Origin of the sequence: uncultured Erythrobacter sp., assembly GCF_947502395.1 — a bacterium.
Lineage (GTDB): Bacteria > Pseudomonadota > Alphaproteobacteria > Sphingomonadales > Sphingomonadaceae > Erythrobacter.
Genome location: NZ_CANMZM010000003.1, coordinates 511,844 through 528,119 on the forward strand (window position 1 = coordinate 511,844; position 16,276 = coordinate 528,119).

General features: G+C 55.7%; 12 protein-coding genes and 1 other RNA gene. 8 read left to right on the forward strand and 5 right to left on the reverse strand.

What is annotated here, in order from left to right; translation table 11 throughout:
- The first annotated feature begins 32 nt into the window (after nucleotides 1–32).
- From Q0778_RS13710 to rnpB, 4 genes are all read left to right on the forward strand, one after another.
- Nucleotides 33–686 (forward strand): histidine phosphotransferase family protein, encoded by a 654-nt coding sequence (locus tag Q0778_RS13710; RefSeq protein WP_298336833.1) that lies wholly within the window; start codon nucleotides 33–35, stop codon nucleotides 684–686.
- 44 nt (nucleotides 687–730) lie between these two features.
- Nucleotides 731–1,441, forward strand: a complete 711-nt coding sequence (locus Q0778_RS13715; protein WP_298337691.1) for an N-acetylmuramoyl-L-alanine amidase — start codon at nucleotides 731–733, stop codon at nucleotides 1,439–1,441.
- Between the two features lie 98 nt (nucleotides 1,442–1,539).
- A complete protein-coding gene (gene aqpZ / locus Q0778_RS13720; RefSeq protein WP_298301492.1) occupies nucleotides 1,540–2,256 on the forward strand; it encodes an aquaporin Z in 717 nt (238 codons plus the stop codon).
- A 54-nt stretch (nucleotides 2,257–2,310) separates the two neighbouring features.
- Nucleotides 2,311–2,755: RNase P RNA component class A (rnpB, locus tag Q0778_RS13725), an RNA gene on the forward strand.
- Between the two features lie 21 nt (nucleotides 2,756–2,776).
- Here rnpB and Q0778_RS13730 read toward each other — a convergent pair.
- From Q0778_RS13730 to Q0778_RS13745, 4 genes are all read right to left on the reverse strand, one after another.
- Nucleotides 2,777–4,267 carry an FMN-binding glutamate synthase family protein gene (locus Q0778_RS13730; protein ID WP_298336835.1) on the reverse strand — a complete coding sequence of 497 codons (1,491 nt, stop codon included), beginning with the start codon at nucleotides 4,265–4,267 and terminating at the stop codon, nucleotides 2,777–2,779.
- A gap of 140 nt (nucleotides 4,268–4,407) precedes the next feature.
- Complete coding sequence (locus Q0778_RS13735; protein WP_298336837.1) at nucleotides 4,408–7,935, reverse strand: autotransporter domain-containing protein; 3,528 nt, start codon at nucleotides 7,933–7,935, stop codon at nucleotides 4,408–4,410.
- 193 nt (nucleotides 7,936–8,128) lie between these two features.
- A complete protein-coding gene (locus Q0778_RS13740) occupies nucleotides 8,129–9,439 on the reverse strand; it encodes a UDP-glucose/GDP-mannose dehydrogenase family protein (RefSeq protein ID WP_298301498.1) in 1,311 nt (436 codons plus the stop codon).
- 88 nt (nucleotides 9,440–9,527) lie between these two features.
- Entirely contained in the window at nucleotides 9,528–10,334 is an 807-nt protein-coding gene (locus Q0778_RS13745; protein ID WP_298336839.1) for a metallophosphoesterase family protein, read from the reverse strand.
- 344 nt (nucleotides 10,335–10,678) lie between these two features.
- Here Q0778_RS13745 and Q0778_RS13750 point away from each other — a divergent pair, with 344 nt between their 5' ends.
- Both Q0778_RS13750 and Q0778_RS13755 read left to right on the forward strand, forming a co-directional pair.
- Nucleotides 10,679–11,578, forward strand: a complete 900-nt coding sequence (locus Q0778_RS13750) for a TorF family putative porin (RefSeq protein ID WP_298336841.1) — start codon at nucleotides 10,679–10,681, stop codon at nucleotides 11,576–11,578.
- A 162-nt stretch (nucleotides 11,579–11,740) separates the two neighbouring features.
- Nucleotides 11,741–12,178, forward strand: a complete 438-nt coding sequence (locus tag Q0778_RS13755) for a VOC family protein (protein WP_298336843.1) — start codon at nucleotides 11,741–11,743, stop codon at nucleotides 12,176–12,178.
- A gap of 24 nt (nucleotides 12,179–12,202) precedes the next feature.
- On the opposite strand, the gene nhaA is transcribed toward Q0778_RS13755, so the two are convergent.
- Nucleotides 12,203–13,438: a Na+/H+ antiporter NhaA gene (nhaA, locus tag Q0778_RS13760; RefSeq protein WP_298336845.1), complete on the reverse strand. Its 1,236-nt coding sequence runs from the start codon at nucleotides 13,436–13,438 to the stop codon at nucleotides 12,203–12,205.
- 101 nt (nucleotides 13,439–13,539) lie between these two features.
- Between nhaA and Q0778_RS13765 the strand changes: the two genes are divergently transcribed.
- Together Q0778_RS13765 and Q0778_RS13770 are read left to right on the forward strand one after the other, a co-directional pair.
- On the forward strand, nucleotides 13,540–15,009 hold the full coding sequence (locus Q0778_RS13765) for a glycosyl transferase family protein (protein WP_298336847.1): 1,470 nt from the start codon (nucleotides 13,540–13,542) through the stop codon (nucleotides 15,007–15,009).
- Between the two features lie 419 nt (nucleotides 15,010–15,428).
- Nucleotides 15,429–16,274 carry a hypothetical protein gene (locus Q0778_RS13770; protein WP_298336849.1) on the forward strand — a complete coding sequence of 282 codons (846 nt, stop codon included), beginning with the start codon at nucleotides 15,429–15,431 and terminating at the stop codon, nucleotides 16,272–16,274.
- Nucleotides 16,275–16,276 lie beyond the last annotated feature (2 nt).

The following is a 16,276-nucleotide window of genomic DNA, read 5'->3' on the forward strand; positions in this document are numbered from 1 at the left end:
GTCTCAAACCGGAAAAGGGTTCACCGGCTTCCATGACTTCTCAGACTGATCTCGCCGCGCTTTTATGTTCGCGCCTTTGCCATGATTTGTTGTCGCCTGTGGGCGCTCTATCCAACGGGATAGAGTTGCTGGCCGATGAAACCGATCCAGAGATGCAGAAACGCTGTGTCGAGCTGCTCGAGCAAAGCGCCAAGACCAGCACCGATAAGCTTAAGTTCTTCCGACTGGCCTTTGGCGCAGCGGGCGGATTTGGTGAATATGTGCCGGTCGAAGAAGCACAGGAAGTGATCGGTTCTCTGGCAGCCGATGCCAAACGGGTTGAGCTGAACTGGGCACTTTCAGATGCAAAACTGCCGAAAGCCGCGGTGAAGGTTATGCTCAATCTCGCGCAAATCGCGCTCGATGCGCTGGTTCGGGGCGGCACTCTCGACATCGGGGCAGAGCGCACCGGAGGGAATGTCGAAATCGTCGCACGTGCTACAGCAGAGAAACTCGCTTTTGACGAGACAATTGGACAAACGCTTCAGGGCGAACTTCCGGAATCCGAAATCACAAGCCGGACGGCCGCCGCTCATATGATTGCCTTGCTGGCCAAGGACATGGGCGGTGGATTGCAGTTTGCTCTGACGGATGGTGCGCTGGTGCTCGGCGCGGTTCTCCCCGAGCCAGAGGGCATGATTGGGTGAGCCCTATACCTCCAAAGGATGCGCCATCAGGTGATTGGCGCGATATGGAGGTGAGCGAGCTGGTTCACCGTGTTGAACCTTCGCCCAATTGCAATGATCGCAAACTGCCGATCAGCATGTTGGTGATCCATTACACTGAAATGAAGCCAGTGGAGACCGCGCTTGATCGGCTGACTGATCGTGAAGCCGGTGTCTCCGCACATTACCTCATCACCGAAGCGGGCGAAGTGATCCAACTGGTCAGCGAGGCCAAGCGGGCCTGGCATGCGGGTGCTTCCTACTGGCGTGGGATCAAGGATGTGAACTCGGCCAGCATCGGGATTGAGTTAGACCATCCGGGTCACGCCGGCGGATATCGCGGCTTTGAAGAGGCGCAATTTGAGGCTTTGGTACCCTTGGTAGCTCGGATCGTCAAAGATCACGATATCGCGCGGACCAATGTGGTGGGGCATTCCGATGTAGCCCCGATGCGCAAGGTGGATCCGGGCGAACTTTTCCCATGGGAACGCTTGTCGGAATACGAGCTATGTCTGTCCACACCGGCGAAGTTTGAGCAGGCTGATCCATTCGACAATGATGGTGCCTTCATCCTGGCGCTTGAGCGTTTTGGCTATGACATCACTGAGGGTCGCAAGGCGATTGAGGCCTTTGAGCGTCGCTGGCGGCCAGAGAGGATCGAAGGCAAGCCTGACGCGCAATTGGGCGCGATTTTGTGGCAATTGCTGCTGGAGCGCGATCAGGGACTGGCGCGATGATCAACTGTGGCACGCGTTCAATTTACAAATGCTCACAGCATCACATGGGAGAATGTGCTCTAATCGTTGAATAAGACAATATCTGGGAGGGATTGACTATGTTGAAGAAACTCGGAGCAGAATTTGTAGGGACGTTCTGGCTGGTGTTCGGGGGATGCGGATCCGCCGTGCTTGCGGCTACTTTTCCCGAACTCGGCATTGGGTTTGTCGGCGTTTCGATAGCCTTTGGCTTAACTGTTCTGACGATGGCGTATGCTGTTGGCGGTATTTCGGGTGGTCACTTTAACCCGGCGGTTTCATTGGGATTGGCGATTGGTAAGCGCTTTTCATGGGGCGAACTTGCTCCGTATTGGGCGGCGCAATTGTTGGGGTCCTTTACCGCTGCCGGAATGCTCTATGTCATTGCGAGTGGTGCGCCGGGCTTTGAACCTGGCGGCTTTGCTTCCAACGGATATGGTGAGCTTTCACCGGGCGGATATTCTATGACTGCTGCCCTTGTGGCAGAGATCGTTTTGACAGCAGGGTTCCTGATCGTCATCTTGGGGGCGACATCATCAAAGGCACCGGCTGGCTTTGCACCGATCGCAATTGGCTTGGCGCTCACGTTGATCCACCTCATCTCGATCCCTGTGACCAATACCTCGGTTAATCCTGCGCGTTCGACCAGCGTTGCATTCTATTCAGAGACGGCCGCCGTGCCGCAGCTTTGGTTGTTCTGGATCGCGCCGTTGGCAGGGGCGGCAATTGGGGCCGTTATTTGGGGGCTTATCGCTCCTGATGAATCGCTGGAGAACCTTGGCGGCACTGAAGGCTGATCAAAACTGGTAAGGGTTCCCTACGCTGGCACATGCGGCTAAGGCCTCACCCATCAGGGGGCTGAGGCAGCCGCGTGTGCTTTCGAGTATGCGAGGAAAGTCCGGGCTCCACGAAACATGGGTGGCGGGTAACGCCCGCCGGGTGCGCGTCTTCGGGCGTGCGTTTAGGGAAAGTGCCACAGAGAGCATACCGCCGATGGCTCGGGCCGCGTGTCCAAGTACAGGCAAGGGTGAAAGGGTGCGGTAAGAGCGCACCGGGGCTCTGGCAACAGCGCTCGCATGGCAAACCCCACCCGGAGCAAGGCCAAATAGGGGTCTCGTGCTCACCGCAAGGCTTTGTCTTGTGATTGGGCAGGGGTGTTTCGCCCTGAGGAGATCCGGGTTGGCTGCTTGAGCGCACCTGGCAACAGGTCGCCCAGATGAATGGTTGCCGCTGCGGCGCTGGTCGAACAGATACCGGTCGTAGAGACAGAACCCGGCTTATGACGCCCCCTGATATTTGCGGTTCGAACTCTGTAGCTCAGGCAGCGTCGGTGGTTTGCTCTACCGGTGGGTATAGCTCATCCAGTGGGCGTGAGCGTCCATCAGCACAAACGAGCCGAACATGGAAACGCTTCATCCTGCGAGGGCCGGGCACGCCGACACTGTGAGCGATGACACCTATCTCCTTGCGCATTTGCTGAACAAAGTTGGCCACCCGCACAGCTTTGTTCGCGGGGTCGAGACCGCGTTGAAGCGCGGGGTCATGGGTCGTAATCCCGGTGGGGCATGTGTTCTTATTGCACTTCATCGCCTGGATGCAGCCCAATGCGAACATGAAGCCGCGCGCCGAGATGGTGAAATCAGCGCCCGCACACAACGCCCACGCGACTTCGCTTGGCGTGATCAGCTTGCCGCTTGCAATGATCCTAATGCGGTCTTTGAGGCCTGCCTTGTCACGCAGGTCGACGAGCATGGGGAGCGCCTCCCGCAGCGTCAGGCCGACATTATCCATAAGCGGGAGCGGCGCAGCCCCGGTCCCGCCATCGCCGCTGTCGACGGTGATAAAGTCAGGCGCGCATTCGGGACCACGACGGTTGATCTCATCAAACATCTCCTCAAGCCAACCGTAGGCACCGATCACAGTCTTGAAGCCCACCGGCTTGCCGGTGACGTCGCGAATGTGAGCGATTTGATCGAGCAGTTCTTCATTGCTGCCGATGTCATGATGGCGATTGGGAGAAATCGACGCTTCGCCCACGGGAATGCCTCGGATGCTCGCGATCTCCTCATTCACCTTGCCAGCTGGCAAGATACCGCCCTTTCCTGGCTTGGCGCCTTGCGACAGCTTGAGTTCGAACATCCGAACCTGTTCATGGGAGGCGACTTCGCGAAGCTTCTTATCCGAGAGATTGCCCTCATCATCGCGCACACCATACTTGGCGGTGCCGATTTGGAAGACGATGTCGCAGCCGCCCTCAAGATGGTAGGGCGAAAGCCCGCCTTCGCCAGTATTCATCCAGCAGCCCGCTTTGGCCGCACCGTTTGAGAGTGCACGCACAGCTGGCGTTGAAAGCGCCCCATAACTCATGCCTGAAATGTTAAAAAAGGAAGGTGCATCGTAGGGAATGCGTGCGGCCCCTTCGCCAATGCGCATGGGATTGGAGGTAACGCTGTCGCGTTCCAATACAGGCCAGGGGCAGTTGACGAAAATTGGTGTCCCTACCGGTTCAAGATTACGGGTCGAACCAAAGGCCACATTGGTTGAATCGCCTTGTGAGGCTTCATTGACCCACTCGCGCTGGGCTCTGTTGAAGGGCATTTCCTCGCGGTCCATGGCGAAGAAATATTGGCGGAAGAATTCACCAAGCTCGGACAGGATGTTACGCATCCTTCCGATGATCGGATAGTTGCGACGCACCGTGTCACTTGTCTGATAGCGGTCGACAAAAAACAGCACGATCAGCGACAAGGCAACCAGGCCGATAACGAATACGAAAAGCGATGTCAGAATGTCTAATGTTGCGGCCACAAAAACCCTTCCTAATTCCCTGATACCGATTGTTCGCGCTCTGGCGCTGGTCCGTTACACATTGATAGAGAACAAAAACGCCGGGCCTTGCTTAATGGCAAGGCCCGGCGCTTGTTACAGCCAAGGCTTTTGTTGGAGGCTTAGAAGCGCCAGCTCAGTGAAGCTTGCGCCTGGTCATTCGAAAGAACGCCGCGGCCCATGTCTGAGGTGACCGAGATCGTTGCTGAGAAGTTGTTACCCAGCAGCATTTCGGCACCCGCATTGACGCTCACCCACTCAGGGTCGAGTGCGTTGGTGATTGCAAACGGTGTGTCAGAAGCGCCGAAGAAGTGCGCTGTGACAACGTCTTCAGTGTCGCCCAGCTCACGAGCATAAGCCACCGAACCGAACGCACGAAGCGCGTTCTTCTCAGATGCCATGATGTCCACACTAGCCATGGCGCCGACCTTCGCACCGAGCGAGGTGAAGGTACGCTCGTTGACATTCAGGCCAAATGCGCCAGCACCTGTCTCTTCAAACGCACCAATGCGGTTGTTGAGATAGTCCATGCTCGCCACAGGGCCCATTTCGAAGCCCTCAGCAATATCGAAAGCGTAGCCAAGGCGAACACCGCCGAAGACTTGATCGCCATCAGATTGGCCGATTGCGTTCTCATAAGCGGTGCGGAACTCTCCAGCAGACTGACGGTTCACGCCAAGACGCTGATCAGCAGTACCGGCATAACCATCGGCGAAGAGACCACCGTCGCTGTACGTCGCGTAGATTGCGACTGAGCGGCTGTTGTCTTCTTGCGGCTGAGTACCCGCGAGTGCCAGCTGGCTGTTTCGAATGTTGGACACCGCAACACCAAAGCTGAAGCCTTCACTCAATGCCACGTCAGCACCAACGGTAATCTCACCAGCTTGGCTAAGGGCAGCCTGCTCGAACGCGTTCGCGCCGACTTCGCCAATGGTCTGGCCATTGATGCCAAAGGCACCGAACCCTGCCGTTCCATTGCCGAGCACGCTCTGCTGGAGCTGACCGCCGTTGCGGTAGATGCCAGATGCAGTGCCGAACATGCCGATCTTGCCAACCTCAGCAGGTGCACCGCCAGCGATCGCAAAGCTCGCATTACCTGCAGCGGTGAAGCCACCAGCAGCTCGCGAGCCGTCACGAAGCGACAGAGTGCGCTGAGCAATCTGGCCAGTGAAGCGGTGCGAGAACGAGTTAGCGGTGAACGTCTGATTGAAGGCGTTCACTGGCGTGAGCGAGCTCAGGGTTGCTCCGAGAGTTTCAAAGCTTGCGCTATGAATAACGTCGAACAGACCTGCAAATTCAGCATAGTTGTTCTTGAGCATCGTATCTAGAGCACCGCCGAGCGATTCCATCCTGCTTCCGCGACCCATAAGGGTGCGAAGGCTCCGAGCGGTGATCTCAACGATCACTTCATTGCCTTCAACGCGACTTTCAGCTTGCAGAGTTGCAGAGTTGCTCAAAAGCACAGTCTCATCAAAGGTTCCGTCAATCGCGCCAGCTGTCAGCGCGGTGTATTCCGTGCCGAAGCGAGGACGACGATCGGTTGTAGCAACCAAAAGGGTGCCCCCAAGCAATGCCGCGCCTGACACATTGTAGACGTCAGAGTTGATAGTGCGGCGACGACCACGGCTGAACTCCGACAGAAGGAAACCTGTCGATGTTTGGAGGTAGTCACCATTGATTGTCATGGAACCAAACGAACCGAAGCCACCTGCATTGAGCAAGCCACTGCCATTTAGCAACGCATTGGTGTTGATTGTACCACCGTCACCGGCAATCTCACCGCTTACCAGCAGGTAGAACGGAGTGTTCACCGTACCATCGACTTCCACAAGTCCGCCAAACTGCTCGATGTCTTGGATGGTTGTGAAGCTGAACGGCGAGTCAACAAAGACCTCCGCATCGGCATTGTTCACAACCAGCTTGTCGATCTCAACGTCGAGGTCGACCGTAGTGCGTCCTTCGTTGTTCAGATGAACTTCGAAGTACTGTGCAGGATTTGCGAATGCCACTCCAACGGTGCCGTCAGTGTTCTGAGGAACAAAGCCGGTTGAACCCGGACCAAGCAGCGCAGAGCTTTCTGGAAGCGCGATTGGAATGCCTTCAAATCCAGGGGTGATCGCGGTTGTATTGCCCGAGATATCGCCACCAAGCACATTGCCGAACTTACCATCTGCGGCCGTGATTCCAGGCTCGTTTCCGGTTGGAGTGCCATTAACGATGTCGCCGTTTGCATCTTGGATGAAGAAGCCAGGGTCAAGATCCTGTGTCCAATGCGATGCATCTGACCAGTTGCCGTCACCAGCGTTAGCAGAGACATACTTGTACGGAGTGTTCTCTGTAATGAACTCAAAGAAAGGATACAGCGGGTTGTAGAAGCTTACGTCTGAGTAGGTGCCGCCAAGCTGAAAGAAGTCGAAGCCACCAGAAAGAACGCCAATGGCAAGCGGGAACTCTGCGATCTGGTCAGCAACAAGCGGAGAGCCTGAGTCGCCTGGACCTGTGCCTACTTCGCCTGGAAGAGCATCGCCATCGAAGAAGTCAATTGCGAAGACAGCCTCAAGAGATTCGCAAGAAATGGTGCCGCCAGGGAAATCACAGCCAGCCTGTTCTTCAGGCGTGCGGTCCGGATTGTCGAAATCAGTCCAATAGTAGTTTTGGCTTACTGAACCAATTGTCTGGGTTGCCGGGGCAAAATCAGAGAAGACACCTCCGATGAAATCGCCAAGGCTGCCATTAAGGCTCAGCATATTTTCACCCACCCGGCGAAGGAAGCGGCTTCCGGCGTTGGTCCCGCCAGTGAGACCGGTTCCGTTAGTACCATAGCCTACCTGAAGAACGTGGGTTGTCTGGGCCAAAGGTGAAAGAAGTAGTGACAAGGAAGGAACGTCGAGGATCGGTTGGTCAACGGCGACCAGCGCGATATCCGCCCAAGGGAAACCAAGACCGGTATTATCCGGATTGGCGGTTGGGTGAATGACGACGTCCGTGCTCAAAGCCGAACCGCCTTCATTGTAACCTGCGCCCGTCTGAGCGTAGGTGATCAGACGGGTAAAGCTTTCTTGGCCTGTCGAGATCACCAATGTTGTGTCGGCTTGGCCTGGCAGGCCGTAGGTTTCCGAAGACGTTGTCGCAATCGGACCGTCACTGCCATTCACACAGTGTGCAGCCGTCAAAATCGTACGCGGGTTGATCACACTGCCTGAGCAGTTGAAGAAGATGCCGCCAGCATCGGGACCTGTGTTGACCTGTTGGAAGATATGCACCGCATATGGCGCAATGTTGTCCGGATCACCAAAGTCCACGCCTACGTCATCACGAACAAGGAGGCGCTGTTCCGGGTCGACGATCGAACCAATGAAACCGTTGTCAGTGCGAGCGGTTCGGAAGTCGCCAATCGTGTCGAGATTGCCTGCGAATTCGAAGGTGTCGATACCCGAAAACGTGTTCAGCGGCGACATACTGCTGGTCGCGCCTGGTGAGCCGGCGTCTTCAGACTCGCTTTCCGTTTCCAGTCGGAATGAGACTTCGTCGGTTTCGGCCTCGCTGCTTGCAACATCTGCGTTTCCGCCTGAAGCGTATGCAGGTGATGCGGCAAGAGCTCCGGCAAGAGCCATGCAGCCCGCGCCAGAAAGAAGGATACGATTTTTCATGAATTGCCCCTTTGCATATGTAGTTTCCCCTAACCGGAAGCTACAGAGAATCAGGGGGTTTCCCAAGACAAAATTTTACGTTTCAGTAACTTTTTGGCACGGCCTACCGAATAAGCAGCCTTCCTAAAGCCGAAACGCCAGAAAAGCGTCCCATTACGGGACTAAGATTCCGCAAAGCTTGGCAAATTTCGAATCACTGGCGCCCGATGCTGTGATAGGTAAATCCGCGAGAGCGAACGTCTTCTGGCGTGTAAATATTGCGCAAATCGACCAGGACCGGTGCGTTAGCCAGACCTTTCACTCTCGCAAGATCGAGCGCCCTAAACGCGTCCCACTCTGTCACGATAACAGTAGCATCCGCGCCTTCGATTGCTGAATATGGATCGGTGCACATTTTGACCTCTGGCATAAGCGGCTGAGCCTGCTCCATCCCTTCTGGATCATAGGCCGATACCAGAACACCTGCATCAGTCAGGGTCTGGGCAACCGCAATCGCCGGTGAATCGCGCATGTCGTCAGTGTTAGGCTTGAACGTCAGACCCAAAAGCGCCGCTTTTTTGCCGCGAGCAACGTCGGCACCACCTAATGCATCAAGTACTTTGCGACCCATGGCGCGTTTTCGGCTGTCGTTCACATTGACCACCGCCTCCACGATGCGCGTCGGGCTATCATAGTCTTCTGCTGTCTTGAGGAGAGCGAGCGTGTCCTTTGGGAAGCAAGAACCGCCATAGCCTGGTCCTGCATGGAGGAACTTGGCACCGATACGATTGTCCATGCCGATGCCGCGGCTCACATCTTGAACATTGGCGCCTACCTTCTCGCAGAGATCAGCCATCTCATTGATAAAGGTGATCTTGGTCGCAAGGAATGCGTTTGCGGCATATTTTATCAGCTCGCTGGTGCGGCGCGAGGTAAACAGAAGGGGCGATTCATTCAGGAATAGCGGGCGGTAGACTTCGCTCATAACATCGCGGCCAAAATCATCCTCTGCTCCGATGACGATCCGATCTGGCCGCTTGAAGTCGCCAATCGCTGCCCCTTCGCGAAGGAACTCCGGGTTTGAAACCACAGCGAACCGATGGGCAGTTCCGCTGTTGGCCAAGATACGTTCCACCTCGTCACCAGTGCCAACGGGCACAGTGGACTTGGTCACAATCACAGCTTCATTGGCCAAGTGCTCACCGATCTCTTGGGCAACGGCATAGACAAATGACAGATCTGCATGGCCATCGCCGCGGCGGCTTGGGGTGCCGACCGCGATGAAGATGGCAGCTGCGTCTTTGATCCCTTCAGCAAGCGATGTTGTGAACGACAAACGGCCAGATTTGACATTGCTTTCTACCAGGCTGTCGAGACCGGGTTCGTATATCGGCATTACGCCATCATGGAGCCGGTCGATCTTGCCCTGATCCTTGTCGATGCAGACCACGTCATGGCCAAAATCGGCAAAACAAGCTCCCGAAACGAGCCCAACGTAGCCGGACCCCACCATTGCAATTTTCATCGTCTATGTCCCTTGGGTCAAAACTTGTTCTTGCTTGGCAGGCCGCATCTCCCAAAGCCTGCTTGATTACAGCGATACTCAGAGCAGACTATTGCCCTCGTCCGCCATGGAAAACCTCAACCGGTCCGCCATCGCTTTGGATCGTTTGAATAATCCGCCGCTGGTCGCCTTCAAGTACAAGCGCGCTAAGCACACCTGAACGAAAAGCACCAGTGTCAATGCCAATCCGATTGCCGCAATCCATGACCTTGTTGAAGATAGTGTGACCGTGCACCACCACCTTATCTAACGGCCCCTCATGGCTAAGAAAGCGATCGCGGATCCACAAGAGATCACTGCGCTTCTGTTCGGTGATCGGCGCGGCAGGATCAATTCCGGCGTGCACAAAGAGGTAATCGCCTGCGACGATGTAATCTTCAAAGGTTGCTATGTAGTCCCGTTCTGCTTGGGAGATGAGTTGTGGGAGTGCCTCAAAAAGCTCATCTAAGCTCATCGTATTGAACTGCTTTTTGGAAAGTCCGTAGGAAAGCAGTGTTTCGCGTCCGCCGTGCTTTAGGAAATGGCGCAAAAACTCTGGCTTCTTGAACGCATCGAGCATCATTTGCTCGTGATTTCCTGCCAGAACGCGAACCACGCGTTGGGTTTGCCAATGCCGCGCCAGGTTCACGACGCCTGCGCTGTCATGTCCACGGTCGACCAAATCACCAAGCAAGACAACTTGCGTGTCCTTTCCTGCCCGCGCTGCTTCGTCTTCTTCTATGGCTGCGACCATGGCTTTGAACAGGTCGAGACGCCCGTGAATATCTCCAATCAAATAGTAGCGCTCGCCTTCAGGGACCGCCGGCAGCAGAGTGTTGGGGCGGGGCCTAAAGAAAGAACGAATCGCATCAAACATGACTTGTTTTGGCACCCTGGCGGGTGAATGCTTTCTATTTTGTCTGTTACGAGAAACCCTCGGGGTTCGGAAACTGTAACAGCTTAGTTCTGCCTTGTCGGAACGGCAACTCACCCGCAGATCTTTGTTCCGCAATGGGTTTAGCTCCACCATAATGAGTGATGCACAAACTCAACAATGAGAGCATCGTGAAGCTGCAATAACCCAAATAGTGCAAAAGTGTCTTGTGCGGCGCACCATAAATGTGCACGATTGTGTCGCGTTCGGATGAGACTGCGTCATAAACAAGCAGCCGACGAGCGTGCAGGTGGGACGAAGCAACAACATTATCAAAGGAAGTTGTAATGCTCACGTCCATCCGCGGCCTTTCGGCTGCAACCCTCTCTATGGGACTGCTTGTTACTGCAGCACCAGCCTTCGCCGAAGAATCCTCTGCTGGCGAAACAACCATCGTGAATGAAGAGCTTGTCGCAGCTTCGGCTGCGCTTGATGCCAAGCCAGTTCTCTCCACCTCTGATCGCGCAATCGAGCCGATTAATGAGGCTGAAGCGAACAAGGTGGCTGGTGAAAGCGGGCTGAGCTTCTCAGCCAACGTTGCTTTTGCGACAGAATACCGTTTTCGGGGCGTTGGGCTGTCTGATGGCGAGTTCGCTATCCAGGGTGGTTTTGATGTCAGCCACTCATCGGGCCTGTATGTCGGCACCTGGGCGTCCAACATTGACGAACAGACCGTTGGTTTTGGTTCAACCGAGGTTGACCTTTACGGCGGTTGGAGCGGCGATGTCGGCGAAGGTATTTCGACCGACGTCGGGGTGATCTACTATCTTTTCCCGGATGCTCCAGGCGTTGCTGGTAACACTGACTACATCGAGTTCTATGGCTCGTTGAGTTTCTCGCTCGCCTCTGTTTCCGTGACACCAGGCATCGCCTACGCGCCCGATCAAGATTCGCTTGGCGATACCGATAACCTCTACCTGTATACTGATGTGAGTTTTGGGATTCCGGACACGCCGATCACGCTGAATGGTCACATCGGCTACACTGATGGTTTCCTGACCTTCACGAATGACAGTGAGGCTTTCGATTGGTCGGTCAGTGCTGACTACGCTCTCAATGATACCTTCACTATCAGCGCCGCCTACATCGGCGTCGAAGGTGATGCAGCCAATGATTTGATCCAGCCTGATGGTGATCTGGTCTTCACTGGTGACGCGTTTGTGGCGACGTTGTCGGCAAGCTTCTAAGCCAAACGCAGCAAGACAACCCGCTAAAAAGCGGGAGGAACGGGGCGCAAGATCATCAGGTCTTGCGCCCTTTTGCTTTTGCATGGTTCTCGATGCCGGGGCCGGAGCGCTTGCGGTCGATCTGACCAAGGATTATCTCGCTCTCGAAAGGACGTCCTCCGCATGGTCAAGTATCTTCATTCCATGATCCGCGTAACAGATCCTGACGCGACAATCGCATTCTTCAACTTGATCGGGCTCGAAGAGGTGCGCCGCTTCGATGTCGAGGCGGGGCGATTTACGCTGATCTTCCTTGCCGCTCCTGGTCAAGAGGGAGTGGCCGAAATCGAATTGACTTACAATTGGCCCGCTCAGGATGGCAGCAAGCCAGAGGAATATCACGGCGGGCGCAATTTTGGTCACCTGGCCTACCGCGTCGACGACATTTACGAGACCTGCTCGCGTCTTGCGGATGCCGGTCACACGATCCATCGTCCGCCGCGTGATGGGCACATGGCTTTCGTCAAATCACCCGATGGGATCTCGGTTGAGTTGCTTCAAGATGGCTATCTCGACCCAAAAGAGCCTTGGGCAAGTATGGAAAACACAGGAAGCTGGTAAGTCCTTGCGATCTTCAGCGGTGTCTTACGTTCCGCTTGGCTGGGTTCCTTGGTCGTCGCATTCCTGAGCAGTGTGCTTGGTCGTTAGCCTTAGAATGACAAATCCAAGCACCGCGGAAATTGCCGAACCTGTAAGAATGCCGATCTTGGCTTCTTCGATCAGGGACGGCTGATCCGGGAATGCAAGTCCACCGATAAACAGGCTCATAGTAAAGCCAATTCCGCACAGGATCGAAACGCCCCAGATCTCTGCCCAATTGGCATTGGCAGGGCGCGGCGCAAAGCCGACCTTGTCGGCAAGCCAGACGCAGGTGAATATGCCAACTTGCTTGCCTACCACGAGGCCAGCGGCAATCGCTATTGGAAGGGGAGCAAGCAGCGCTTCAGCTCCAAGCCCTTCGAGCGAAACACCAGCATTGGCAAAGCCAAAGACGGGAACAACCAGATAGGCGCTCCACGGTGCCAAACCATGTTCCAGCTTTTCAAGCATCGAGTTACCGTCGCTGCGTTTCAGCGGGATGGTGAGCGCGGCCACAACACCGGCAATTGTCGCGTGTACACCCGTGTTTAGCACGCAGTACCAAAGCACCACGGACAGCAGAATGTATGGCCAGAAAACCGAGACTTTGAACCGGTTCAGCGCGATCATAACTGCCAGAACTCCGGTCGCTGCCAAGAGCCAGGTCAAGTAGATCGTCGGTGTGTAGAAAATGGCGATGACGAGAACGGCACCAATATCGTCGACAATCGCAACGGTCAGGAGGAAGAGCCGCAAGGACGCGGGCACACGGCTTCCCAAGAGACCGAGAACACCCATTGCAAAGGCAATATCTGTGGCAGCTGGGATTGCCCAACCGCTGGTGTACTGACCTCCACCAGACACGCCCATAAAGACGATGGCTGGGGCAATCATCCCGGCCGCCGCTGCCAACATGGGAAGACGCCTTGCCGCGGGATCGGATAGCGATCCGGCGATCATGTGGCGTTTTACTTCAAGTCCCACGACAAAGAAAAATACCGCCATAAGACCGTCGTTAATCCAGTAATGAAGGTCTTTTAACTTGGCTATCGGGGTCCAAGAGAGTTCACCGTAAAAGAGTTCTCGATACTCGTTTGAGAAGGCGGAGTTGGCCGCTAACATCGCAGCTCCGGCCACCAATATAAGTAAAATGCCAGCAGAGGCATCTCCAACAAACAAAGCGCGGACTGGCGCAAAAACACGCCGCAACGGACTAGCAGTATTGGAAATATTCTCAGACATTAAGTTAAATCCAAATTGAATATATTTGATTTGTTTGTCCTGCCCCTTTGGGCAGATTTAATTGAGTGAATGCTCAAAGAAACCGGGGGGTCTTTGATCATATGGAAGTTGATATTTGGCAATTTCTGGCTTTGATTCAGTACGAACTGCTTCTGTTCGCAGGAGTTTTCTTTCTTATTGGTGCCCTCGATGACCTCGCTGTCGATCTGGCATGGCTATGGCTTAAACTTACCGGCCGGGCAAGGACTGCGAGGATCAACCGCAAAGAACTTCAGATAAGGCCGCTCAGTGAGCCTGTGGCGGTGTTCATTCCAGCTTGGCAAGAAGCAGATGTTATCCATGATACTGTCCGCCATTTGCTGAGCGTGTGGCCCCAGCGTGGCCTCATGGTCTACATCGGGGTTTATCGCAACGATCCCGAGACACTCGACGCTGCGATGAGGGCAGCCGAAGGCGATGCACGGCTGCGGTTGGTGATCCACGACCGAGATGGGCCGACCACGAAGGCAGACTGCCTCAATCGCCTGTATGAAGCTATGAGCGTCGATGAGCGCCGATCTATGGTCCGGTTTTCTGCAGTGTTGTTTCACGATGCAGAGGACATGGTTGATCCAGCAGGGTTGGGACTTCTGGATGAGGCGATTGGCGAGGGTGCCGACCTGGCGCAGCTACCGGTTGAGCCATTGCCTCAGGCTTCAAGAGATTGGCTGGGAAGCCATTACTGCGAGGAATTTGCTGAGGCACACGGCAAGGCGATGGTTGTGCGAAACGCTGTTGGAGCGGCGTTGCCTTCGGCTGGGGTGGGTTGCGCAATGGCGCGTAGGGCGCTCGAACAGCTAGCTGGAAAAAGTGGGGAAGGGGTACCATTCAATCCGGATTCTCTTACCGAGGACTACGAACTTGGCCTCGCAATTGCCGCACAAGGGGGGCGAAGCCGCTTTGTAAGGGCTCGCGGCGAGGATGGTGAGCTGGTTGCGACCCGCGCGTACTTTCCGTCGACGTTAAGCGAAATTGTGCGTCAAAAGACGCGGTGGGTACATGGTATCTCGCTACAGGGGTGGGATCGCAGTGGTTGGATAGGCGGCATCGCAGAAACCTGGATGCGCGCACGCGATCGGCGGGGGCCATTGACTGCCCTGCTGTTGGCGCTGGCTTATCTTCTCCTTATTCTCAGCTTGATCGTTTCGATAGCTGGTTCTTTTGGAGCGAGTTCTTCAGTGGTGATCCCGCCAATTATGCTTGGACTGGTGATAGCCAATTTGTGCTTCCTCGGCTGGCGGATCGGGTGGCGTTTCCTATTCACCGCACGCAATTATGGGATCGCCGAGGGTGTCTTCGCTGTAATCCGCCTTCCAATGACCAATATTATCGCGATCATGGCCGGTCGCCGCGCCATATTCGCCTATTTACGGACATTTTTCAGTCGCAGAGTGGTTTGGGACAAAACCGCACATAGTCGCCATCCTGCCAAGCCAAGCTACGGCCAGAGCCACGCAGTTTCTACCACCTCCGCGTACCGACTCCACGGTTCGCCAACCCAATTGAAGGGATCGGCTGAGGCGCGACAGTGAGCTCTGGCAGCAACATCGGTAGGCGTGGGACCCCTCTGGCTTTTTTGGGCATTCTGCTTACCACATGGGTGTGCCTTCGCGCTGCCACCTGGGATAGCGCCTTGGCATTTCCGACGCCAGATAGCGCTCCGATTGGTTTTGATACTGTGCAAATTGGCGAGCCAGCATCCGCCGACGGTGCTAGCCGGGTGGCCCCAAATGCGCCCCAATCTCTCGTTTTTCCGCAGTTTCAGCGTTTCCCTTTATATGCTCCACAATTCGCATCTGGTGCGAATTCACATCGCGCCTATCCACCCGCGGCCTATGCTCTTGCGCAGCGCGTGCCACGCCCGGCTGTCAATGCACGCCCCACCGCATCCGGGGCGCAAAGTTTGAATCTTCCGATCGCTCCGGACCTCACCAAAGGACATCAACTTTTGATGCGTGAGGCCTTCGGGGCGGACAGGCATTCAAGTGTCGTACAATTGGGGGAGATGGCGGGTCGTAGTGTTCAAAGCGAACGCATCCCTGGTACCCAAGCGGCCCGTCCACCCTTTACAGCCCATACGCTTACTGAGGGCCAGCGTTCGACAGATCGCTGGATGCTCGATGCATACGGTTTTTATCGCCAGGGCTCAGGCGCTCTGTCCGTCACACAACGTCGCCGTCCGATCTATGGCGCAAGCCAACTCGCGGCTAATCTCCAATGGCGTGCACGACCATCCTCAAGCCATGATCCGCGGATCTATGCTCGCGCCTATCACGCGTTGGTGACCGGCGGGGAAAGCGAAATCGCAGTTGGAGGCTCAGCACTGCCGATAGGGCACGTCCCGGTCCGCCTTTACGGGGAACTTCGTGCAACACGTCGTCCAGGGCTATCCGAAGCGGGCATCTCGTCCAGGACCGATTTACGCCCCACTGCGTTCGCTGCGACGGAGATTCCACCTCAAGGGCTGCCGCTGGGTTTCTCACTGGAAGCCTATGGCGCGGGCGGATACGTGGGTGGCAAAGACAGCACCTACTTCGCCGACGGGCAGTTGTTGGCAACGCGCGAGCTTGGACGGATTGACAACCCCGGTTCGTCTTCCGGTGTGGTTAGCCTTGGGGCCGGCCTCTGGGGCGGTGCCCAAGAGGGGGCGCAACGTGTCGATATCGGTCCAACCGTGCGATTCGATCTGAACATCGGCGATGTGCCTGCGCGAGTCTCGGTCGACTATCGTGAACAGATTGCGGGCGATGCGGAACCCGATTCAGGCGTAGCGGCGACCGTTTCCACCCGCTTTTGAGA